Consider the following 21,122-nt stretch of genomic DNA (forward strand, 5'->3'; position numbering starts at 1 on the left):
TAGTCTCGTGGGCTCGGAGATGTGGATAAGAGGCAGCCCTTGGGGCGGCCCAGGTGGGAGGCGACGACCACCTTGGCGCCGGCGTCGGCGAGGGCCTTCACCGTGGGCAGGACGGCGCGGATTCGTCCGTCGTCGGTGATGGTGGTGCCGTCCAGCGGCACATTGAGGTCGGCGCGGACGAAGACCCGCTTGCCGTCCACTCCGTCGGCGAGAAGTTCGTCGATCGTCTTCATGGAAGAGGACTCCTGGTGAGGGCTTGTGCTGCTCTAGATCGTAGAGACGCCCGGCCGCGGGCGGGGCGGCCGGGCCGCACGTGAGACGAGGGCCCGGTCAGCGCTGCGGTGCGCTGCCGGGCCCTGCTCTCACATCGAAGTGCCTGCTCTGGGGATCAGAGCTGGTTGCCGACGAAGACCGTCAGGTCGACGAGGCGGTTGCTGTAGCCCCACTCGTTGTCGTACCAGCCGATGACCTTCACGTTCTTGCCCTCCTGGACCATGGTCAGGGAGGAGTCGAAGGTGCAGGACGCCGGGGCGTTGACGATGTCGGAGGAGACGATCGGGTCCTCGGTGTACTCGAGGATGCCCTTCAGCTCGCCCTCGGCGGCCTTCTGGAAGGCGGCGTTGATCTCTTCCTTGGTGACCTCGCGGCCCAGCTCGACGACGAGGTCGGTGACCGAGCCGGTGGGGACCGGGACGCGCATGGCCATGCCGTCCAGCTTGCCCTTGAGCTGCGGCAGGACCAGCGAGGTGGCCTTGGCGGCGCCGGTGGTGGTCGGGATGATGTTCTCGGCGGCGGCGCGGGCGCGGCGCAGGTCCTTGTGCGGAAAGTCCAGGATGCGCTGGTCGTTGGTGTACGCGTGGACCGTCGTCATCAGACCCTTGACGATGCCGAAGTTCTCGTCGAGGACCTTGGCCATCGGCGCCACACAGTTGGTGGTGCAGGAGGCGTTCGAGATGACGTGGTGGCTCGCCGGGTCGTACTTGTCCTGGTTGACGCCCATCACGATGGTGATGTCCTCGTCCTTGGCCGGAGCCGAGATGAGGACCTTCTTGGCGCCGCCGGCGAGGTGCTTCGCGGCGTCCTCGCGCTTGGTGAAGATGCCGGTCGACTCGATGACGATGTCGACGCCCAGCTCGCCCCAGGGGATGTCGGCGGGGTTGCGCTCGGAGAGGACCTTGATGGTCTTGCCGTCGACGGTGATGGTGTCGGCGGTGTGCGACACCTCCTGCTTCAGCCGACCCAGGATGGTGTCGTACTTCAGCAGGTGAGCGGTGGTCGCGGTGTCACCCAGGTCGTTGACAGCCACGATCTCGATGTCTGCACCCTGCTCCAGCAGCGCGCGGAAGTAGTTACGACCGATGCGGCCAAAGCCGTTGATGCCTACGCGGATCGTCACGAACCGATCTCCTCGTTGGTACGCCGGCTCCGTTGTCGCCGGCGAGCTGTATTGGGATGTCCCCGACCACCCCCGACCCTACCTCCCGGAGGGCCCCGGGGTGACATCGAGATGCCACATACACGGGCAGGCCTTCCGTACCCGCCAGTAGGGGTACGGACGTCGTGGAACGCCGATGTTTTCGCCCTGTTTTCCTATGGAACGCCTACCCCTTTCGACGCTCTCGTCACTCGTTCGTGAGCGGGTCGGCTCACCTGATGCGGGCTGTTTTCCCGCCCCTCTGAGAGGGGTTCCGCTCACCTGTCGAGCAAGGCGGGCGGGCCGCTGTCAATATCGCGTCCCTCACCCTTTCCCTGTGATGCGGGTCACTGCCTCCGGAAGCGTTTTCCGCGCTCTCCGGAGGCAGTGCGGTGCGTGCCCCGGCTGTCCCGGTCACGTGTCGAGCGCGGCGAGCGCCTTCCGCAGCAGGGCCGCCCGGTCGGCCGCAAAGGTCAGATGCTCCAGGCCGAAGCCGAGCAGCACGGTGTCGTCGGTGGTGACCGCCGCGTAGGTACGGAACAGGGTCCCGGTCCGGGCCCAGTCCTTCAGCACGGCGGGGCTGCCCGCGGGCGGCCCGCTCGCCCGCCAGACGCCGAGCGAGGTCTCGAAGCCCTCGGTCTCGCGGACCGAACCGCCGGTGACGAGCTGGACGTCGTCGGCGAGGACGCCGTGGCCTTTGCTGCCCGGGTCGGTGACATAGGCGAGCGACACCTCGACCTGCCGTCCGGCGTACACACTGAGGTCGAAGGCCACCTGCCGCCAGCCGTCGGAGGAGCCGGTGAGGCTGTGCCAGGAGCCGCTGGTGCCGGTCGCGGTGCAGCCGTCCGGGGTCAGGGTGATGTAGTGGGCGAGCCAGGGGTGTTCCCCGATGTAGAAACCGGCGGCGCATTCCCGCGGTACGGCGTCCGCGGTGGCTCCGCCCGCCTCCGGCAGGGTCGTCCAGTCGTCGCCGCCGACGGTGTGCGCCTCGACGATCGCGTGGTCGTAGCCGCGCTCGGTGTCCCACTGGAGCCGCATGCGCAGGGTGGGCGCCTCGGCCGCGGTGACCCCGGTGAGGTCGACGGTGCGGGTGAGGCGTTTGTAGGCGTCGTCGGTGTGCACGGCCGCCGCCATGAACTCCCCGGCGTACGGCCCGTACGGGTCGACGGTGCCGGCGAACCGGCCCGCGCCGCTGCTCGCGAACTGCGGGTGGCGGTCGGCGGGCAGCTCGTCGGAGGTGACGCCGTAGCTGCCGGCCGCGTCCAGCGGGTTGCCGGGCGCGGCGCCGAGGGAGCCGGAGACGCCGCCGAGACGTGCGGAGCCGGTGAAGCCGGTGGCGCCCTGCGTGGACGTACGGGAGTACGCGCCCAGCCAGTACTGGCTGAAGTCGTCCGACAGGCTGCCGCCGCCCAGGTCGACGCTGCCGCCGGCCCGCTCGCCCGCCTCGATCAGCCGGCCGCCCTCGTTGAGGAAGGCCCGCAGCCGGAGCTGGGTGGCGTTGCCGGGCGGGGAGCCGCCCGTGTAATGGACGACGGTGTCGAAGTGGCTCAGCACGCCCAGCGCGTCGGGGGCGCCCCGGGTGGCGACGTCCCAGACGACGGCCTTGCGTCCGGCCGCCTTCAGGGCGTCGGTGTAGACCCGTGCCTGCGTGGCGGGGGCGCCTTCCTCGGCGACGACGAGGACGTCGGCGCGAGGACGCTCGGCCACGGTGTAGGTGAAGTGCTCGCTGGAGACCTTCCGGCCGTCGCGGGTCTCGCCGGTGAACCACACCTCGACCCTGTCGCCCGGGTCGCCGTCCTTGACGGTGGCCCGGTACTCGTCGAAGTACAGGTTGTCGTCGCCGCCGTAGATCTCGCCGCCGCGCCAGGGGCGCAGGGCCATGTCCTCGGTCCGGCCGCCGTTCACCCGGTACTTCAGCTCCTTGTCGCGCAGCGCCTTGCGGACGGTGACGGCCACCTGCTGGTCGCCGCCGCGGGAGTACGAGGTGGTGAACTTCGCCGGGGTGAAGTCGGCGGCGTCCAGGCCGACGGTGGAGACCGGGGTGTCCGGGTGGGCGGCGGTCTCGGCGACGGAGAGCGCGAACGGGACGTTCTTGACGAACTCCCGCTGGATCAGCTTCTCGTCGTCCGGGAACGTGAAGACGGACCGGCAGTCGGCGGCCTCCCAGGCGTCGTCCGGGTCGGCGTCCGACGCGGTCTGGCAGGTGGACATCTCCGGGGTGAACATGGCGACGCCGTTGACGTTGGCCGCGTGGCCGTCCGCCTCGCCGTTGGTGGTGTACAGCTCGGACGACAGCTGAGGGTGGTAGCCGGGGATCGCCGAGTTCTCCGGTGTGCCGGCGAGGGCCCGGTACAGGACGTCGTCCGGGGTCGGGGTGGCGACCTGCCAGCCGACGCCGTAGAGGAGCAGTTCGGCGGCCGAGTGGTAGTTGATCGCGTACCTGAAACCGATGCGTTTCTGGAGGGCGTCCAGGGCCCGGGTCTCGGGTTCGGAGGCCGGGGCGGCGCCGCGGTAGGTCTCGCTGGTGGGCTCGGGTGACGAACCCTCGTCGTCGTAGCCCCACTTGTAGGCGAAGTTGCGGTTGAGGTCGACGCCGTCGCCGGTGGAGATGACGCCGTCGCCGTTGACGTCCCGCAGGTTCTTGCGCCACAGCCGGGTGGAGGGGCTCCTGAACGTGTAGTCGTAGCCGTCCGGGTTGGCGGAGAGCACGAACCACAGCTCGGTGGAGTCGACGATGCGTCTGATCCGCTTGTCGCTGTCGTAGCGGTCCAGGTAGTGATGCATCAGCCGGCGGGTCATCTCCGGCGTGATCCACTCGCGGGCGTGCTGATTGGACATGTAGAGGACGGCCGGTCTGCTGCCGTCGGCGGACGTCCGCGCGTTCCTGGTGATCTTCAGGGCGAGGATGTCCTGGCCCTTGACGGTTCTGCCGATGGAGACGGCCTTGGTGAGGCCGGGGTGCTCACGGGCGGTGCGGAGGATCTCCTCCTTCAGCCCGCCCGAGCCGCTGTACGGCCGGAAGACACCCTCGGCGGCAGCGGCGACGCGTTTCTCGGACCGGGCGGAGAGGGAGTGCTCGACGAGGGGCACCCCCTGCTCGCGCAGCGCCGCCGCCTGCTCGCCGGTGAGCTGGACCTCGACGGTGGCCCGGCCCCCGGCCGGCACCTGTTCGCCCAGCTCGTGGGCGTCCTGGCCGGCGGCCAGCAGCAGGGGGACCTGCTGCCGGGTGACCGTGGCGCGGAAGACCTTCACTTCGCCCGAGGCGGAGCCGGGGTCGGCGTCACCTTGCGTTTCCGTGTCCGAGGTGCCGGGTGGGCTTGCGGGCCGCGCGTGTGCGGCGGGGACGAGGGTCGCTGTGCCGATCAGGAGCGCGCCGACGGCGAGGATCGATCTCGCTCTATGTCTCATGAACCCCCCTGGAGTGGGTTCGCCACAGCAGCGAACGTTGCCAGGCTCATGACAGTCCATGATCCAGTCAAGAGCGCAACAAAGACGGCGAAACGCCGGTGCACCCACCCGAACGGGGGCATATCCGGGGCTTTTTGACGGGGTTTCGGCCAGCGGGGCGGATGCCGGGGCGCCGGGGCGGGACACCGTGGGAGCCCGGCCGGTGGTGCACGGCCGGCTCGCCAGGGGCGGGGCCGACACACCCGTCGGTGCCGGACGATCGGCTCGCCTCGGGAGGGGCCGCCACGGCTGTCCCCCGCACGGTCGTACGGACACGGCCGCCGCCCCCGGCGGCACGGTTGCCGGGGGCGGCGGCCGGTACGGACGGGCGCCGACGGGGCGGCGGCGGCGCGCCGGGTCAGCCGGCGAGGTTGTCGGCCAGCTCCTCGGTGAGGTTGGCCTCGGTGCCGGGGATGCCGAGGTCGGCGGCGCGCTTGTCGGCCATGGCCAGCAGGCGGCGGATACGGCCCGCGACGGCGTCCTTCGTCAGCGGCGGGTCGGCGAGCGCGCCCAGCTCCTCCAGCGAGGCCTGCTTGTGCTCCATGCGCAGCCGGCCGGCGGCGGCGAGGTGCTCCGGCACCTCGTCGCCGAGGATCTCCAGCGCGCGCTGCACGCGGGCGCCCGCGGCGACGGCCGCGCGGGCCGAGCGGCGCAGGTTGGCGTCGTCGAAGTTGGCGAGCCGGTTGGCGGTGGCGCGCACCTCGCGGCGCATCCGGCGCTCCTCCCAGGCGAGCACCGACTCATGGGCGCCGAGCCTCGTGAGCAGCGCGCCGATCGCGTCGCCGTCGCGGACCACGACCCGGTCCACGCCGCGCACCTCCCGCGCCTTCGCGGCGATGGACAGCCGGCGGGCGGCGCCGACCAGGGCGAGCGCGGCCTCCGGGCCGGGGCAGGTCACCTCCAGGGAGGAGGAACGGCCGGGCTCGGTGAGCGAACCGTGCGCGAGGAACGCACCCCGCCAGGCGGCCTCGGCGTCGCAGGTGGCGCCGGAGACGACCTGCGGGGGCAGCCCGCGGATCGGCCGGCCCCGGCCGTCGACCAGCCCGGTCTGGCGGGCGAGCTGGTCACCGCCGGCGACGACCCGCACGACGTAGCGCGAGCCGCGGCGCAGCCCGCCGGGCGCCATCACGATCAGTTCGGAGCTGTGGCCGAAGATCTCCAGGATGTCCCGCTTGAGGCGGCGGGCCGCCATCGCCGTGTCCAGCTCCGCCTCGATCACGATGCGCCCGCTCACCAGGTGAAGGCCGCCGGCGAACCGCAGGATGGCGGAGACCTCCGCCTTCCGGCAGCAGGTGCGGGTGACGGGGAGCCGGGAGATCTCGTCCTTCACCGCTGGCGTCATCGCCATGGGCCGATCCTTCCATGCATCCGAAAAATACGGTCGTACGCGGCGGCCAGCAGCTCCGGATCGTGCCGGGGGCTGCCGTCGGTCCGGGCCACGGGCGCCAGCTCGACCGCGGCGCCGAACCGCTCGGCGGCTTCGGTCAGCGAATCGCGGTCGGGCACGGCGGCCTCGTCGGCCAGCACCACGTCCAGGGCGAGTTTAGGGGCGTGTCGCCCCAAAACCTCCAAATGACGCTGCGGGGAGAAGCCTTCGGTTTCTCCGGGCTGCGGGGCGAGGTTCAGCGAGAGCACCCGGCGGGCCTTGGTCTCCTGGAGGGCGTCCAGCAGTTGCGGCACGAGCAGATGCGGGATGACCGAGGAGAACCAGGAGCCGGGGCCCAGCACCACCCAGTCGGCGTCGAGGACCGCCTCGACCGCCTCGGGGACGGCGGGCGGGTCGGCCGGCACGAGATGCACGGACTGCACCTCGCCGGGGGTGAGGGCGACGGTGGCCTGGCCGCGGACGGTGTCCACGTCGTCGGGCCGCTCGGGGTCGTGCCCCTTGACCAGGGCCTGGAGCTCCAGCGGCACGGCCGACATGGGCAGCACCCGGCCCTGCGCGCCGAGCAGCCTGCCGACGAGGTCGAGGGCCTTCACATGGTCGCCGAGCTGCTCCCACAGCGCGACGATCAGCAGATTGCCGACCGCGTGGCCGTGCATCTCGCCCTTGGACTGGAAGCGGTGCTGGATGACCCGGGCCCAGGTCTGGCCCCAGTCGTCGTCGCCGCAGAGCGCGGCGAGCGCCTTGCGCAGATCGCCGGGGGGCAGAACGCCCAGCTCGTGGCGGAGCCGGCCGCTGGAGCCGCCGTCGTCGGCGACGGTGACCACGGCGGTGAGGTCACCGGTGATGCGGCGCAGCGCGGCGAGGGAGGCGGACAGGCCCATGCCTCCGCCGAGTGCGACCACTTTCGGCTGGGTGCCCCGGCGGCGGGGTCTTCCGCCGCGTGCCTCGGTGAGCCGGCTCGCGCGCCCCTCGGGCATCGCGCGGCGCAGTCGGCTCAGCCGCGGAGTACGTCCTGTCATTCGCGTCCCATGTCCCGGTGCACGACCACCGTCTCCACGCCCTCGGCGGCGAGCCGCGCGGCGAGCTTCTCCGACATCGCGACCGAGCGGTGCTTGCCGCCGGTGCAGCCGACCGCGATGGTCACGTACCGCTTGCCCTCCCGGCGGTAGCCGGCGGCGACCAGTCGCAGCAGCTCGGTGTAGCGGTCGAGGAACTCCTTGGCGCCGGGCTGGTTGAAGACGTAACCGGCGACTTCCTCGTTGAGTCCGGTGTACGGCCGCAGCTCGGGCACCCAGTGCGGGTTGGGCAGGAACCGCATGTCCACGACGAGGTCGGCGTCGACGGGCAGGCCGTACTTGAAGCCGAAGGACATCACCGTGGCCCGCAGCTCGGGCTCCTCCTCGCCCGCGAACTGGGCGTCCATCTTGGCGCGCAGCTCGTGCACATTGAGGCTGGAGGTGTCGATGACCAGGTCGGCGTCGCCGCGCAGCTCGCGCAGCAGTTCCCGCTCGGCGGCGATGCCGTCGACGATACGGCCGTCGCCCTGGAGGGGGTGCGGTCGGCGCACCGACTCGAAGCGGCGGACCAGGGCCTCGTCGGAGGACTCCAGGAACACGATGCGCCGGGTGACGCCCTTGTGGTCGAGGTCGGCGAGGGACTCGCGGAGGTTGTCGAAGAAGCGCCGGCCGCGAACGTCGACGACCACGGCGATCCTGGCCACGTTGCCCTGGGAGCGGGCGCCCAGCTCGACCATGGTGGGGATCAGAGCGGGCGGCAGATTGTCGACGACGAACCAGCCGAGGTCCTCCAGACATTTGGCGGCCGTGGACCGGCCCGCCCCGGACATGCCGGAGATGATCACCAGCTCGGGAATGGCCGCGTCGGGGACCCCGGCTGTTTCGATGCCCGTACTCACCTGTGCTCCGTTGTCGTGGCGGCGTGTGTCGCGTCCGCCTGTCTCGTGCTGCGCGGGATCTCGGTCCGCGGGCCGCGTGTCGTGCTCGTTCATGGCTCCTGCCCCCGTCGTTCGTCCGGGGTGCCCGCGGCGACGGGCTCCCCGTCTTCAATGATCTCTCCGGTCGCCGTGTTCACGGCGGGTGCGGCCGGGGCCGCCTGGGCGAGCGCCGCGGCGACGGTCTCGGCCGTCTTGCGGCCTATCCCGGGGACCTCGCAGATCTGCTCGATTGTCGCGGACCGCAGCTTCTTCAACGAGCCGAAGTGTTTGATCAGTGCCTGCTTGCGGGTCTCACCGAGGCCCGGCACGTCGTCCAGGGGGCTGGAGCGGAAGCGCTTGGCGCGCCGGGTGCGCTGGTAGGTGATCGCGAACCGGTGTGCCTCGTCCCGGACGCGCTGCAACAGGTAGAGGCCCTCGCTGGTGCGAGGCAGGACCACCGGGTCGTCCTCGTCGGGCAGCCAGACCTCCTCCAGCCGCTTGGCGAGACCGCACACCGCGATGTCGTCGATGCCCAGCTCGTCGAGGGCCTTCTTCGCGGCGGCGACCTGGGGGGCGCCGCCGTCGACGACGACCAGCTGGGGCGGGTAGGCGAACTTCTTCGGCCGGCCGTCCTCGTCCTTCAGGCCGCCCGCCGCGAGAAGGCCCTCGTCGTCCTTGAGGTCGTCGCCGTCGCCCCACTCCCCCGTGCGCTCCTTCTCGGCCAGATAGCGGCGGAAGCGGCGGGTGATCACCTCGTGCATGGAACGGACGTCGTCCTGGCCGGCGAAGCCCTTGATCTGGAAGCGGCGGTACTCGCTCTTGCGGGCCAGGCCGTCCTCGAAGACGACCATGGAGGCGACCACGTCGTCGCCCTGGAGGTGGGAGATGTCGTAGCACTCGATGCGCAGCGGCGCGCTGTCCAGGTCCAGGGCCTGGGAGATCTCCTCCAGGGCACGCGAGCGCGTGGTCAGGTCGGAGGCCCGTTTGGTCTTGTGCAGCACGAGCGCCTGCTGGGCGTTGCGCTGCACGGTCTCCATGAGGGCCTTCTTGTCGCCGCGCTGCGGGACGCGCAGCGACACGTTCGACCCGCGGCGGCCGGTGAGCCACTCCTGTACCGGCTCCAGCGGGTCGGGCAGGGCCGGGACCAGGACCTCCTTGGGCACGGCGTCGCCGCTCTCCTCGCCGTACAGCTGCTGGAGGGCGTGTTCGACGAGGGCGCCGGTGGTGACGTCCTCGACCTTGTCGGTGACCCAGCCGCGCTGGCCGCGGACCCGGCCGCCGCGCACATGGAAGATCTGGACGGCCGCTTCCAGCTCGTCCTCTGCGACGGCGATCAGATCGGCGTCGGTGGCGTCCGCCAGCACGACGGCGTTCTTCTCCATCGCCTTCTTCAGGGCCTCGATGTCGTCGCGCAGGCGCGCCGCCCGCTCGTACTCCATCTGCTCGGCCGCCGCCGTCATCTGCTTCTCCAGGCGGCGCAGATAGGTGCCGGTGCGGCCGGCCATGAAGTCGCAGAACTCCTCGGCCAGGTCCCGATGGTCCTCGGGGTCGATCCGGCCGACGCAGGGCGCGGAGCACTTGCCGATGTAGCCGAGCAGGCAGGGGCGGCCGGTGCGGGCGGCGTTCTTGAAGACACCGGCGGAGCAGGTGCGCACGGGGAAGACCCGCAGGAGCAGGTCGACGGTGTCGCGGATGGCCCACGCGTGCGCGTACGGCCCGAAATACCTGACGCCCTTCCTCTTGTGACCGCGCATCACCTGCACGCGCGGGAACTCCTCGTTCATCGTCACCGCGAGGTACGGGTAGCTCTTGTCGTCGCGGTACTTGACGTTGAACCGGGGGTCGAACTCCTTGATCCAGGAGTACTCCAGCTGCAGCGCCTCGACCTCGGTGGAGACGACGGTCCACTCCACGGACGCGGCGGTGGTGACCATGGAGCGGGTGCGCGGGTGCAGGCCGGCCAGGTCCTGGAAGTAGTTGGCCAGGCGCTGGCGCAGGCTCTTCGCCTTTCCGACGTAGATCACCCGGCGGTGCTCGTCGCGGAACCGGTACACCCCGGGGGAGTCCGGGATCTCACCCGGCCTGGGGCGGTAGCTGGAGGGATCGGCCATGTCTCACACCCTACTGTCGAGCGCCGACAGCGCGGCGGGCCTGTGGACAACGCCCGGACCGGGTCCGCGGCGGGGCCGGAAGCGGTCCGTCTCGGCCAGTGGCGGAGTGCGGCCCGGTTCCGGGTGTTGTCGGGACTTGGTCAACACGCTTCAATGCGTGGGAACTCGGGGCCGGGCACACACCGGCTCACGGATGTGAAGGACCGTTCCGCGCCGCCGGACGGCCCCGACCACCAGCCAACGGTCTGACCAGCCGTTGTGATCATTCACAGAAAGGCGCCTGCATGCCGCACGCCACACAGCACGCGGACGTCACCGCCACGGAGCTGGACACGGCCCTGCGAGGCGGCCCCTTCCATGTCGCGCTGCGCGCGGCGATCGCCGCGCGCGGACTGCCGCTCCAGCGGGTGCAGCACCATCTGACGCGGTACGGAGTGAAAGTCGGCGTCACCAGTCTGAGCTACTGGCAGCAGGGCGCCCGGCGCCCGCAGCGCCCGGAGTCCCTGCGTGCCGTGCGCGCCCTGGAGGAGATCCTCCAGTTGCCGGACGAGTCGCTGATCCGGCTGCTCGCCGGGGCCGACGGGCGCCCCGGCCCGGGCCGGCCCGCGGCGCGTTCGTACCGTTCCCTCGTCGAGGCCTCCGGCACGCTGGAGCGGCTGCTCGGCGAGCTGGACGCACCGCCCGACGGGGGGGTGCACACCCTCGGCCACCATGAGCGGGTGCGGATCGGGTCGCGCCGGGAGCTGCTGTCCCGCGAGTCGCACCACATCGTGCGCGCCGACCGCGACGGGGTGGACCGCTTCCTGGCCGTCCACCACGGCGACCCCGGGTGCGCGCCGGAGCGGATGGCCGTGCACGCCCTGGAGAACTGCCGCACCGGCCGGGTACGGCTGCACCACGGCACCGGCATCCTCGTCGCCGAGCTGCTGTTCGACACACGGCTGCGGGCGGGGGACACCTTCCTGTTCCGGTACGCCGTCGAGGACGGCACCGCCGGTGTCTGTCACGAGTACGTACGGGACTTCGGTGTCCCGGGCGGCCAGTACGTCCTTCAGGTGCGGTTCGACGAGACCGCGCTGCCGGTGCGCTGCCAGCGCTTCACCCAGAACTCGCCGGCGGCGCCGCGCACCGCGCGCCAGGATCTGCCGCTGAGCCGGAAGCACCGCTCCGTGCACCTGGTGGAGCCGCGGGTGCGTGCGGGGGTCGTGGGGATCGGCTGGGAGTGGGAGTGAGCGCGGGCCGGGCACGCCTAGCGGGTCCGGCCCTCGGCGCGGGCGCGCGCTGAGCGGGCGTGCGGTCAGCCGAGCGTGCGCTGCGCCGGGGGCGTACGGGGCGCCGAGCGGGCGCTGCTGGGAGGCCGTGCGGGGCGCAGAGCCGGTCCGGCCCTCGGCGCGGGCCCGCGCTGAGCGGGCGTGCGGTCAGCCGAGCGTGCGCTGCGCCGGGGGCATACGGGGCGCCGAGCGGGCGCTGCTGGGAGGCCGTGCGGGGCGCAGAGCCGGTCCGGCCCCCGGCGCGGGCCGGTTCAGGCCTCCGGGCTTGCGACGATCCTGCCGTTCTTCACCTGCACGGACAGCTTCTTCAGCGGCACACTGGCCGGGGCCTGGAGGACCTTGCCGTTCGTCGCGTCGAACTCGCTGCCGTGGCAGAAGCAGGTCAGGGTCGTGCCGTCCAGCTTGCTGATGGCGCACCCCGCGTGCGTGCAGATGGTGCTGTACGCCGTCAGGGTGCCGCCCGCGTCCCGGCTGACGACCACGTTCTGGTCCCGGTAGAGCTTGCTGCTGCCCGGGGCGACCTCGCTCTCCGCGCCCAGTTCCACCGGCCCCGTCGGCCCCTCGGCCTGCTTGCCCGGTGAGCAGGCGGCCAGACCGGCCCCGGCCACGGGGGTGACGGCCGCTGTCTTCAGCAGGGCGCGGCGGCTCGGGGCGGGACGGCCGGGCATAGGGGATCTCCACGGTGGTGCTGGTCCGACGGGGGTGGTGCCGACGATACCGGGGGTGATCAGGGGGCAGCAGGGCCGGGTGGCCCTGACAGGCCCGAGCGGTGCTGCGGTGCCCGATGTGACGTAAACGCTTGCGTAAACGTTTACGTCCGGGCGGGAATGGGATAGCTTCCCGCCCTGGGCCCTCGCCGGGCTCGTCCGTCGGGTACTTCCCGTCCCCTGTCCGCCGCTGTTCCGTGAGGGAGACCGCATGCCCACCATGGCCGATGTGGCACGCGCCGCCGGGGTCTCCGTGGCGACCGTCTCGCACGTCCTGAACGGCACGCGCCCGGTGCTCCCGCACACCCGGCAGGCCGTCCTGGACGCCGTGGAGGAGCTGGGCTACACGCCGAACACGCTCGCCCGCTCCCTGGTCACATCGCGCACCCGTTCGATCGGGTTGGCGGTGTCCGCGATCAGCAACCCGTACTTCACGGAGATCCTCCAGGGCGTCGAGGCGGCGGCCCTGGACCACGGGTACGGCCTGCTGATCGCCGACCCGCACGACGATCCCGACCACGAGGTCGATGCCGTACGGCTGCTGCACGAGCGACGCGTGGACGGCGTGATCGTCGCCCCGTCCGCCCGCCCGGCCGGGCTGCTGGCCTATCTGGAACGGCACCGGGTGCCCGCCGTCCTTCTCGACCGGCTGCTCGACATCCCGGCCGGTGGCACTCCCCCGTTCGACCAGGTGTGCGCCGAGAACGCCGGCCCGACGACCCGGCTCGTCACCCACCTCGCCGAGCTGGGCCACAGACGCATCGGCCTGGTCGCGGGCCTGCCCGGCCTGAGCACGACCGCCGAGCGGATCACCGGGTACCGGCACGGGCTGGCCGCCGCCGGGCTGCCGTACGACGAGCGTCTCGTCGTGCACGGCGACTCCGCCTCGGCCGGCGCGGAACGCGCGACCGACGCCCTGCTGTCCGCCGCAGCCCCACCGACCGCCCTGGTCAGTGCCAACAACGCGATGACCCTGGGTGCCCTGCGCGCCCTGCGGGCGCGGGGGCTGTCCGTGCCCGGCGACATCGCCCTGTGCTGTTTCGACGACTTCGCCTGGGCGGATCTGTTCTCGCCCCGGCTGACCGCGATCGCCCAGCCCAGCCGGGAGATCGGCGCCCGTGCGGTCCAGGTGCTGCTCGACCGCCTGGAGCGGCAGGACCGGCCCGCCCGGACCGAGCGGCTGGCCTGCGCCTTCGTCCACCGCACCTCCTGCGGGTGCCCCGAGAAAGGAACCGACTCGTGATCGTCGTCGCCGGTGAGGCCCTGATCGACCTGGTACCGCAGGGCCCGGGTGCCCTGGCCGCTCTCACGCCGGCGCTCGGCGGCGGCCCCTACAACACGGCCGTGGCTCTGGGCCGCCTCGGCTCCCCCGCCGCGTTCTGCTCCCGGATCTCCGAGGACGCCTTCGGTGAGGCCCTGCTCGACGGACTGCGCCGGGCGGGGGTGGACACGACGGCCGTGCAGCGCGGTCCGGAGCCGACCACGCTCGCGGTCGCCTCGATCGGCGCGGACGGTTCGGCCGCCTACTCCTTCTACGTCGAGGGCACCGCCGACCGGCTGTTCACCGCGCCCGCGGAGCTGCCCGCCGGCACGCGCGCGGTGTCGTTCGGCACGTGCTCGCTGGTGCTGGAGCCGGGCGCGAGCGCGTACGAGGAGCTGATGCGGCGGGCGGCGGCGCAGGGCGTGTTCACCGCCCTCGACCCGAACATCCGGCCGGGGCTCATCCCGGACGCGGACGCCTACCGGGCGCGGTTCAAGAGCTGGCTCGCGTCGGTGACGCTGCTGAAGCTGTCCGAGGAGGACGCCCGCTGGCTCGGTGGCACTCCTCAGGAGTGGCTGTCCGCCGGTCCGACGGCCGTGGTGATCACGCGCGGCGGCGACGGGCTGACCGCCTGGACACGGGACGGCGCCGAGCACACCGTGCCGGGTGAGCGGGTGGACGTCGTCGACACCATCGGCGCCGGGGACACGGTCAACGCCGCGCTGCTGCACGGGCTGGCCGCGCAGGACGCGCTGACCCCGGACGCGCTCGCCGCGCTGGGCGCGGAGGGGTGGACGCGGCTGCTGCGGTTCGCGGCGCGCGCGGCGGCCGTCACCTGCTCGCGGGCCGGGGCGGAACCGCCGTACGCGCACGAGCTGGAGGGCGGCGCCCGCTGACAAAGGCCGAGGGGCACGGCGCAGAACCGCCGGCTGCCCGGCCGGCCTGCTCCTCCCGCTGTTCAGCCGGCCCTGCCCACCGCGCGCAGTCCGCCGGGGCGCAGGCCGGTGAGGCGGTCCAGGGCGGCGGCGGTGGCCTCGTCGGCGGGCAGATGGACGAGGACCCGCTGGCCGTCGTCGGGCAGGGCGAGCGTCTCGTGCAGCAGGTCGAGCGGGCCCGCCTCGGGATGGTCGACGCGCCGGCTCCCGGAGCGCCGGGGTGTGACGGACAGGTCGGCGAAGCGGTCGGCGAACTCCGCGCCCGCCGTCACGGTCAGTTCCTCGGCGAGTTCCGCGACGTACGGGTCGCGCAGCGGGGCCTCGTGCCGCAGCTCCGCCACGAGCTGGTCGGCGACGCGGTCCCAGGCGGGGTGGGCGCGGCGCGCGCGTGGGTCGGTGAAGTGGTGGCGGACGACGTTGGGGCGGTCTGCGTCGAACAGCCCGAGCGGGCCGAACAGCCGCTCGTAGCCGGTGGTGCGGTCGAGGACGTCGCCGATCCAGTTGAGGACGACGGCGGGGGCGGGTTCCAGCCGGTCCAGGACGGCCCGTACGGCGGGTCGCGTGTCGCGGCCGAGCGGGGGCGCCGCGGCGCAGATCAGCGGGTCGCCGCCGTCGGCCTCCTTGGCGTAGCGGCGCAGCACCATCCGGTCGCGCAGGGTCAGCTGGAGTGCGTCGGCGAGGGCGCCGAGGACCTGGGCGGAGGGGTTGCGGTCGCGGCCCTGTTCCAGGCGTGTCAGGTATTCGACGCTGATGCCGGCGAGGGTGGCCAGTTCGGCGCGGCGCAGGCCCGGGGTGCGGCGGCGGGTGCCGGCGGGCAGCCCGGCCTGGGCCGGGGTGAGGGCCTCGCGCCGGCTCCGCAGGAAGGTGCCCAACTCGTTGTCGCTCACGGCAACGAACGTACCGCCGCCGGCACGGGTGAGGGTGGCCCTGTCGCTACCAGGCTGCGGCCGGTCTCCCTGGGCCGCCGGCCGGGCCGCAGGGTGGGGTCATGACCGATGACATCACCCGTGAGATCACGACGACCACCGCTCTTCCGCTGGCCCCGGGGCACTGGGCCATGGACCCGTTCCACTCCTCGGTGAACTTCACGATCCGCCATCTCGGCATCTCCAGGGTGCGGGGCCGGTTCACCGGGGTGCAGGCCGATCTGCACGTCGGAAAGACCCTCGACGAGGTGCGGGTCTCGGCGACGGTCGACCTGGCCAGCATCGACACCGGCAATGCCGACCGGGATGCCCATGTGAGGTCCGCGGACCTGCTCGATGTGGCGAAGCGGCCGACGATGACGTTCCGCTCGACCCGGGTGTCGGGGGCGGGCGAGGAGTGGACGATGGAGGGCGATCTGACGATCGGGGACGTGACCCGGCCGGTGCGGTTCGCGGTGGAGTTCGGCGGGCTCGTCGATGTGCCGATCGGGACGGGGCGGCATGCCGGGTTCGAGGCGACGGGCGAGATCCGCCGCAGCGACTTCGGGCTGGACTTCGCGCCGGGCCTGCTGGGGGATGTGCTGAAGATCCAGCTGGACATGCAGTTCGTGGAGCCGTGAGGGGAGTGAGGGGGGGCGCTCCCGCCGGGACCGGCAGGACTCGTGCCGTACCCGTCCCCCGTCGGCGGCACCGGGCCGCGTTCCGCGTGTGACGCGGTGGACGCGACGCCGCCGCGGTCCCGGGGCTGATGCCCGGGGCCGCGGCGTTCGTGTGTCCGCTGTTGTGGCCGTCAGGCCTTGGCGGACCTGCCGGTCTTCTTCGCCGGTGCCTTGGCGGCGGTCTTGCCCGCCGTCTTCTTCGCGGCGGCCGGCTTCTTGGCGGCGGTGCCGTCGACGGCTTTGGTGGCCGTCTTGCGTGCCGTGCTCCGGGCGGCGGAGGTCTTCTTCTTCGCCGTCGCCGAGCCGTTGCGTGCCGCCGGGATCGCGGCGTCGCTGATGCGGTCGGCGCCGAGGATCTCCCGCAGGAACTTGCCGGTGTGGCTGGCGGGGACGCCGGCCACTTCCTCCGGGGTGCCTTCGGCGACGACGAGGCCGCCGCCCGCGCCGCCCTCGGGGCCCATGTCGACGATCCAGTCGGCGGTCTTGATCACGTCGAGGTTGTGCTCGATGACAATGACCGTGTTGCCCTTGTCGACGAGCCCGCCCAGTACCTTCAGCAGTTTGCTGATGTCCTCGAAATGCAGACCGGTGGTCGGCTCGTCCAGGACGTAGACGGTGCGGCCGGTGGAGCGCTTCTGCAGTTCGCTGGCGAGCTTGACGCGCTGCGCCTCACCGCCGGAGAGGGTGGTCGCGGACTGGCCGAGCCGGACGTAGCCGAGGCCGACGTCGTTGAGCGTCTTGAGGTGGCGGTTGATCGCCGGGACGGCTTCGAAGAAGTGCATGGCCTCTTCGATCGGCATGTTGAGGACCTCGGCGATGGACTTGCCCTTGTAGTGGACCTCCAGCGTCTCCCGGTTGTACCGGGCGCCGTGGCAGACCTCGCACGGGACGTACACGTCCGGGAGGAAGTTCATCTCGATCTTGATGGTGCCGTCGCCGGCGCAGTTCTCGCAGCGTCCGCCCTTGACGTTGAAGGAGAACCGGCCGGGCATGTAGCCGCGGACCTTCGCCTCGGTGGTCTCGGCGAACAGCTTGCGGATGTGGTCGAAGACACCGGTGTACGTGGCCGGGTTGGACCGGGGGGTGCGGCCGATGGGCGACTGGTCGACGTGGACGACCTTGTCGACGAGGTCGTCGCCCTCCACGCGCGTGTGGCGGCCGGGCACGGTGCGGGCGCCGTTCAGCTCGCGCGCCAGGTGCGTGTACAGGATGTCGTTGACCAGCGTCGACTTGCCGGAGCCGGAGACGCCGGTGACGGCGGTGAACAGGCCCAGCGGGAAGGACACGTCGATGTCCTTGAGGTTGTTCTCGCGGGCGCCGTGCACGGTGAGCCGGCGGGCCGGGTCGCGGGGGCGGCGCACGTCCGGGACGGGGATGGACTTCTTGCCGGACAGGTACTGGCCGGTCTGCGACTCGTCGTTGGCGAGGAGCTCCTTCAGGGAGCCGCTGTGCACGACCTTGCCGCCGTGCTCACCGGCGCCGGGGCCGATGTCCACGATCCAGTCGGCGACCTTGATGGTGTCCTCGTCGTGCTCCACGACGATGAGGGTGTTGCCCATGTCGCGCAGCCGGACGAGGGTCTCGATCAGCCGGTGGTTGTCGCGCTGGTGCAGGCCGATCGACGGCTCGTCCAGCACGTACAGCACACCGACAAGGCCGGAGCCGATCTGGGTGGCGAGGCGGATGCGCTGGGCCTCGCCGCCGGAGAGGGTGCCGGCCGCGCGGTTGAGGGAGAGGTAGTCCAGGCCGACGTCGACGAGGAAGCGCAGCCGCTCGTTGACCTCCTTCAGCACACGCTCGGCGATCTTCTTGTCGCGGGCGTCGAGCTTCAGGGCGCCCAGGAAGTCCGCGCAGTCGCTGATGGACATGGCGGAGACCTCGGCGATCGACTTCCCCATGATCGTGACGGCGAGAACGATCGGCTTCAGGCGCGTGCCCTCGCAGGTGGGGCAGGGCACCTCGCGCATGTAGCCCTCGAAGCGCTCACGGCTGGCGTCGGACTCGGCCTCGCTGTGCCGGCGCTTGACGAAGGAGACGGCGCCTTCGAAGGGGGTGGTGTAGCGGCGTTCGCGGCCGTACCGGTTGCGGTAGCGGACCTCGATCTGCGTCTTGTGGCCGTACAGCAGGGCTTTCTTGGCACGCTGGGGCAGCCCGGCGAAGGGAATGTCGGTGCGGAAGCCGAGGGCGTCGGCCAGGGCGCCGATGAGCCGGCCGAAGTAGTCCTTGGTGTGGCCGTGCGACCAGGGGTGGATGGCGCCCTCGTCGAGGGTCTTCTCCTCGTCCGGGACGATCAGCTCGGGGTCGACCTCCATGCGGGTGCCGATGCCGGTGCAGTCGGGGCAGGCACCGAAGGGCGAGTTGAAGGAGAAGGAGCGCGGCTCCAGCTCCTCGAAGGACAGGTCGTCGTACGGGCAGTACAGGTGCTCCGAGTACATGCGCTCGCGCTCGGGGTCGTCCTCGGGCAGGTCGACGAAGTCGAGCACGACCATGCCGCCGGACAGGCCGAGGGCGGTCTCCACGGAGTCGGTGAGGCGGCGCTTGGCGGAGTCCTTCACCGTGAGGCGGTCGACGACCACCTCGATGGTGTGCTTCTCCTGCTTCTTCAGCGTGGGCGGATCGGAGAGCTGGACGGTCTCGCCGTCCACACGCGCGCGGGAGTAGCCCTTGGTCTGCAGGTCGGCGAAGAGGTCGACGAACTCGCCCTTGCGTTCGCGCACCAGCGGCGACAGAACCTGGAAGCGGCTGCCCTCCGGCAGCTCCAGCACCTTGTCGACGATGGCCTGCGGCGACTGGCGGGAGATCGGCCGACCGCACTCGGGACAGTGCGGCTTGCCGATGCGCGCGAAGAGCAGGCGCAGATAGTCGTAGACCTCGGTGATGGTGCCGACCGTCGAGCGCGGGTTGCGCGAGGTCGACTTCTGGTCGATGGAGACGGCGGGCGAGAGACCCTCGATGAAGTCGACGTCCGGCTTGTCCATCTGGCCGAGGAACTGGCGGGCGTACGAGGAGAGCGACTCCACGTAGCGCCGCTGGCCCTCGGCGAAGATCGTGTCGAAGGCCAGGGACGACTTGCCCGACCCGGACAGACCCGTGAAGACGATGAGCGAGTCACGGGGCAGGTCGAGCGAGACGTTCTTCAGGTTGTGCTCACGCGCGCCACGGACGATGAGACGGTCGGCCACGCCGGTCCGCACCTTTCTTGAGAGAAGAGACAGGGGCGGGGCCCCCGTCCTTATCAGACTAGGGGGAGCCACTGACAACGCCGGTCGGATTCCCGGGTTGGTTCACCGGATGCAAACAATCCCCGGCCATCCAGCATGCCCGACGCCACCCACGACGATATAGCACGTGCATTCGATTTACGGCGTCCTCGAATCACCTTCACCCGAACGAGTGGTGAGGCTAGTGTCAGCACCATGATTGATCACGCACGTGACCTGGCGTCTGTACAGGAAGCGACCGAACGGCTGCTGACGGCAGCCGCCAAGCTGGACAACGCCGGAGTGACGCAACCGTCACGGCTGCCGGGCTGGACCCGCGGCCATGTCCTCGCCCACGTCGCCCGCAACGCGGACGCCCTCGTGAACGTCCTCCGGGGCCGTCCCATGTACGCGTCCGCCGAGGCCCGCGACAGCGACATCGAGCGTGACGCGCCCCGCCCGCTGGAGGTGCAGCTGGCCGACGTGCGCGAGAGCGGCGCCCGCTTCCAGGCGGTGGGTGCCGAGCCGGCGGACTGGTCGCGCACGGTCGAGCTGCGCAACGGCGTGACGGACAGCGCGGCCCGTGTGCCGTTCCGCCGCTGGGTCGAGGTCGAGCTGCACCACGTGGACCTGGGGGTCGGCTACGAGCTGGAGGACCTTCCGGAGGAGTTCACCGAGCGCGAGATCGCGTTCCTCGCGGAGCGCTTCTCGGGCCGCGAGGACGTGCCGCCCACCCGGATCACCGACGGCACGCGCGTGTGGAGCACCGGCCGGGAGGCGGCCGAGCCGGAGATCACCGTGAGCGGCTCCCCGGCAAACCTGCTGGGATGGCTCGCCGGCCGCCGAGACGGCGCCGCGCTGGACGTACAGGGCGGGGCCCTGCCCGAGCTGCCGCCGCTGTAGAGCCCAGGGGTGAGGCCATGGGGCCGCCTCACCGCCCGTCCGGAGCGAGAGCCGGCGGCACCGGGACGGCAGGCGCCGGGCTGCCCTCACGGCCTAGGCTGACGTCCATGACGTACAGCGGACAGGTGACGGTCGGCGGCCCGGCGGACGTGCACGAGCTGAAAGACCTGATGATCACCAAGATCGCGGTCGGCCCCATGGAGAACAACGCCTATCTGCTGCGCTGCCGGGCCACCGACGAGCAGCTTTTGATCGACGCCGCGGCCGAGCCGCAGACGCTGCTGGCCATGATCGGTGACGACGGGATCGCCTCCGTCGTCACCACTCACCGCCATCCCGACCACTGGCAGGCCCTCGCCGAGGTCGTCGCGGCGACCGGCGCCCGCACCTACGCGGGACGACATGACGCCGAGGGCATCCCGGTGCCGACCGATGTGCCGGTGGACGACGGGGACGTGGTGCGGGTCGGGCAGGTGGAGCTGACCGCGCGGCACCTCGTCGGCCATACGCCGGGCTCGATCGCGTTGATCTACGACGACCCGCACGGCCACCCGCACGTCTTCACCGGGGACTGTCTCTTCCCGGGCGGTGTGGGCAACACGCGCAACGACCCGGAGGCGTTCGCCCACCTCATCCACGACGTCGAGACCAAGATCTTCGATGTGCTGCCGGACGAGACCTGGGTGTACCCCGGCCACGGCAACGACACGACGCTGGGCGCGGAACGCCCGCACCTGCCGGAGTGGCACGCGCGCGGGTGGTGAGCCGGCGCCGGTGACGGGGCGTACGCCCGATGACAGGGCGCCCGGCGGGCGCGAGCGCGCCCCGCGTGACGCGATGCCCGGCGCGGCGCGAGCGTGACGCGATGCCCGCCGGGCGCGAGGCCCGCACAGCACACCCCGAGCCCCGAGGGCGCGCCGTCCGCGGTACGGCGCACACGGAGGGCGTACGACCCGTCACGCGCCCCG

The 21,122-nt window shown here is 71.8% G+C and carries 16 protein-coding genes; 6 read left to right on the forward strand and 10 right to left on the reverse strand.

Annotation, left to right across the window (positions count from 1 at the left end):
- The 7 genes from pgk to uvrC all read right to left on the reverse strand — a co-directional run.
- A partial coding sequence (gene pgk, locus MTQ10_RS07675) for a phosphoglycerate kinase (RefSeq protein WP_247463649.1) occupies positions 1 to 233 on the reverse strand: 233 nt, incomplete at its 3' end.
- A gap of 155 nt (positions 234 to 388) precedes the next feature.
- Positions 389 to 1,396, reverse strand: a complete 1,008-nt coding sequence (gene gap / locus MTQ10_RS07680; RefSeq protein WP_247463652.1) for a type I glyceraldehyde-3-phosphate dehydrogenase — start codon at positions 1,394 to 1,396, stop codon at positions 389 to 391.
- A gap of 432 nt (positions 1,397 to 1,828) precedes the next feature.
- Positions 1,829 to 4,822: a M14 family metallopeptidase gene (locus tag MTQ10_RS07685; RefSeq protein WP_247463655.1), complete on the reverse strand. Its 2,994-nt coding sequence runs from the start codon at positions 4,820 to 4,822 to the stop codon at positions 1,829 to 1,831.
- 397 nt (positions 4,823 to 5,219) lie between these two features.
- Positions 5,220 to 6,209 (reverse strand): DNA-binding protein WhiA, encoded by a 990-nt coding sequence (gene whiA, locus MTQ10_RS07690; protein ID WP_247463658.1) that lies wholly within the window; start codon positions 6,207 to 6,209, stop codon positions 5,220 to 5,222.
- The gene (locus MTQ10_RS07695; protein ID WP_247463661.1) at positions 6,200 to 7,267 is read right to left on the reverse strand and encodes a gluconeogenesis factor YvcK family protein; all 1,068 of its coding nucleotides are present in this window, start codon (positions 7,265 to 7,267) and stop codon (positions 6,200 to 6,202) included. The genes whiA and MTQ10_RS07695 overlap by 10 nt, the downstream gene beginning before the upstream one ends.
- Positions 7,264 to 8,256 carry an RNase adapter RapZ gene (gene rapZ / locus MTQ10_RS07700; protein WP_247463663.1) on the reverse strand — a complete coding sequence of 331 codons (993 nt, stop codon included), beginning with the start codon at positions 8,254 to 8,256 and terminating at the stop codon, positions 7,264 to 7,266. Before rapZ ends, MTQ10_RS07695 begins: the two co-directional genes overlap by 4 nt.
- Positions 8,253 to 10,292 (reverse strand): excinuclease ABC subunit UvrC, encoded by a 2,040-nt coding sequence (gene uvrC / locus MTQ10_RS07705; protein ID WP_247463666.1) that lies wholly within the window; start codon positions 10,290 to 10,292, stop codon positions 8,253 to 8,255. Before uvrC ends, rapZ begins: the two co-directional genes overlap by 4 nt.
- Before the next feature lie 284 nt (positions 10,293 to 10,576).
- Here uvrC and MTQ10_RS07710 point away from each other — a divergent pair, with 284 nt between their 5' ends.
- Complete coding sequence (locus MTQ10_RS07710) at positions 10,577 to 11,524, forward strand: hypothetical protein (RefSeq protein WP_247463669.1); 948 nt, start codon at positions 10,577 to 10,579, stop codon at positions 11,522 to 11,524.
- A gap of 290 nt (positions 11,525 to 11,814) precedes the next feature.
- Here the strand turns inward: MTQ10_RS07710 and MTQ10_RS07715 are convergent, their stop codons facing one another.
- Positions 11,815 to 12,231: a Rieske (2Fe-2S) protein gene (locus tag MTQ10_RS07715; RefSeq protein ID WP_247463673.1), complete on the reverse strand. Its 417-nt coding sequence runs from the start codon at positions 12,229 to 12,231 to the stop codon at positions 11,815 to 11,817.
- Positions 12,232 to 12,481: 250 nt separating this feature from the next.
- Between MTQ10_RS07715 and MTQ10_RS07720 the strand changes: the two genes are divergently transcribed.
- Both MTQ10_RS07720 and MTQ10_RS07725 read left to right on the forward strand, forming a co-directional pair.
- Positions 12,482 to 13,513 carry a LacI family DNA-binding transcriptional regulator gene (locus tag MTQ10_RS07720; RefSeq protein ID WP_247463677.1) on the forward strand — a complete coding sequence of 344 codons (1,032 nt, stop codon included), beginning with the start codon at positions 12,482 to 12,484 and terminating at the stop codon, positions 13,511 to 13,513.
- Positions 13,510 to 14,427, forward strand: a complete 918-nt coding sequence (locus tag MTQ10_RS07725; RefSeq protein ID WP_247463680.1) for a carbohydrate kinase family protein — start codon at positions 13,510 to 13,512, stop codon at positions 14,425 to 14,427. Before MTQ10_RS07720 ends, MTQ10_RS07725 begins: the two co-directional genes overlap by 4 nt.
- Positions 14,428 to 14,489: 62 nt before the next feature.
- Here the strand turns inward: MTQ10_RS07725 and MTQ10_RS07730 are convergent, their stop codons facing one another.
- On the reverse strand, positions 14,490 to 15,353 hold the full coding sequence (locus MTQ10_RS07730; RefSeq protein ID WP_247463683.1) for a helix-turn-helix domain-containing protein: 864 nt from the start codon (positions 15,351 to 15,353) through the stop codon (positions 14,490 to 14,492).
- 101 nt (positions 15,354 to 15,454) lie between these two features.
- On the opposite strand from MTQ10_RS07730, the gene MTQ10_RS07735 reads away from it, so the two are divergent.
- A complete protein-coding gene (locus tag MTQ10_RS07735; protein WP_247463685.1) occupies positions 15,455 to 16,012 on the forward strand; it encodes a YceI family protein in 558 nt (185 codons plus the stop codon).
- A 170-nt stretch (positions 16,013 to 16,182) separates the two neighbouring features.
- On the opposite strand, the gene uvrA is transcribed toward MTQ10_RS07735, so the two are convergent.
- Complete coding sequence (gene uvrA / locus MTQ10_RS07740; protein WP_247463688.1) at positions 16,183 to 19,233, reverse strand: excinuclease ABC subunit UvrA; 3,051 nt, start codon at positions 19,231 to 19,233, stop codon at positions 16,183 to 16,185.
- Between the two features lie 234 nt (positions 19,234 to 19,467).
- Between uvrA and MTQ10_RS07745 the strand changes: the two genes are divergently transcribed.
- The gene (locus MTQ10_RS07745; RefSeq protein ID WP_247463692.1) at positions 19,468 to 20,154 is read left to right on the forward strand and encodes a maleylpyruvate isomerase family mycothiol-dependent enzyme; all 687 of its coding nucleotides are present in this window, start codon (positions 19,468 to 19,470) and stop codon (positions 20,152 to 20,154) included.
- A gap of 107 nt (positions 20,155 to 20,261) precedes the next feature.
- Complete coding sequence (locus MTQ10_RS07750; protein WP_247463693.1) at positions 20,262 to 20,918, forward strand: MBL fold metallo-hydrolase; 657 nt, start codon at positions 20,262 to 20,264, stop codon at positions 20,916 to 20,918.
- Positions 20,919 to 21,122: the final 204 nt, after the last annotated feature.

The sequence above is a fragment of the Streptomyces sp. XM83C genome, from assembly GCF_023072675.1.
Lineage (GTDB): Bacteria > Actinomycetota > Actinomycetes > Streptomycetales > Streptomycetaceae > Streptomyces > Streptomyces thermocoprophilus.

What these genes read in the sequence shown, in the direction of transcription:
- MTQ10_RS07720 (WP_247463677.1), top strand. Translation starts at nt 12,482, where the DNA reads ATGCCCACCATGGCCGATGTGGCACGCGCCGCCGGGGTCTCCGTGGCG.
- MTQ10_RS07745 (WP_247463692.1), top strand. Translation starts at nt 19,468, where the DNA reads ATGATTGATCACGCACGTGACCTGGCGTCTGTACAGGAAGCGACCGAA.
- MTQ10_RS07750 (WP_247463693.1), top strand. Translation starts at nt 20,262, where the DNA reads ATGACGTACAGCGGACAGGTGACGGTCGGCGGCCCGGCGGACGTGCAC.
- whiA (WP_247463658.1), bottom strand. Translation starts at nt 6,209, where the DNA reads ATGGCGATGACGCCAGCGGTGAAGGACGAGATCTCCCGGCTCCCCGTC.
- uvrC (WP_247463666.1), bottom strand. Translation starts at nt 10,292, where the DNA reads ATGGCCGATCCCTCCAGCTACCGCCCCAGGCCGGGTGAGATCCCGGAC.
- MTQ10_RS07685 (WP_247463655.1), bottom strand. Translation starts at nt 4,822, where the DNA reads ATGAGACATAGAGCGAGATCGATCCTCGCCGTCGGCGCGCTCCTGATC.
- MTQ10_RS07695 (WP_247463661.1), bottom strand. Translation starts at nt 7,267, where the DNA reads ATGACAGGACGTACTCCGCGGCTGAGCCGACTGCGCCGCGCGATGCCC.
- MTQ10_RS07710 (WP_247463669.1), top strand. Translation starts at nt 10,577, where the DNA reads ATGCCGCACGCCACACAGCACGCGGACGTCACCGCCACGGAGCTGGAC.
- MTQ10_RS07715 (WP_247463673.1), bottom strand. Translation starts at nt 12,231, where the DNA reads ATGCCCGGCCGTCCCGCCCCGAGCCGCCGCGCCCTGCTGAAGACAGCG.
- MTQ10_RS07735 (WP_247463685.1), top strand. Translation starts at nt 15,455, where the DNA reads ATGACCGATGACATCACCCGTGAGATCACGACGACCACCGCTCTTCCG.
- rapZ (WP_247463663.1), bottom strand. Translation starts at nt 8,256, where the DNA reads ATGAACGAGCACGACACGCGGCCCGCGGACCGAGATCCCGCGCAGCAC.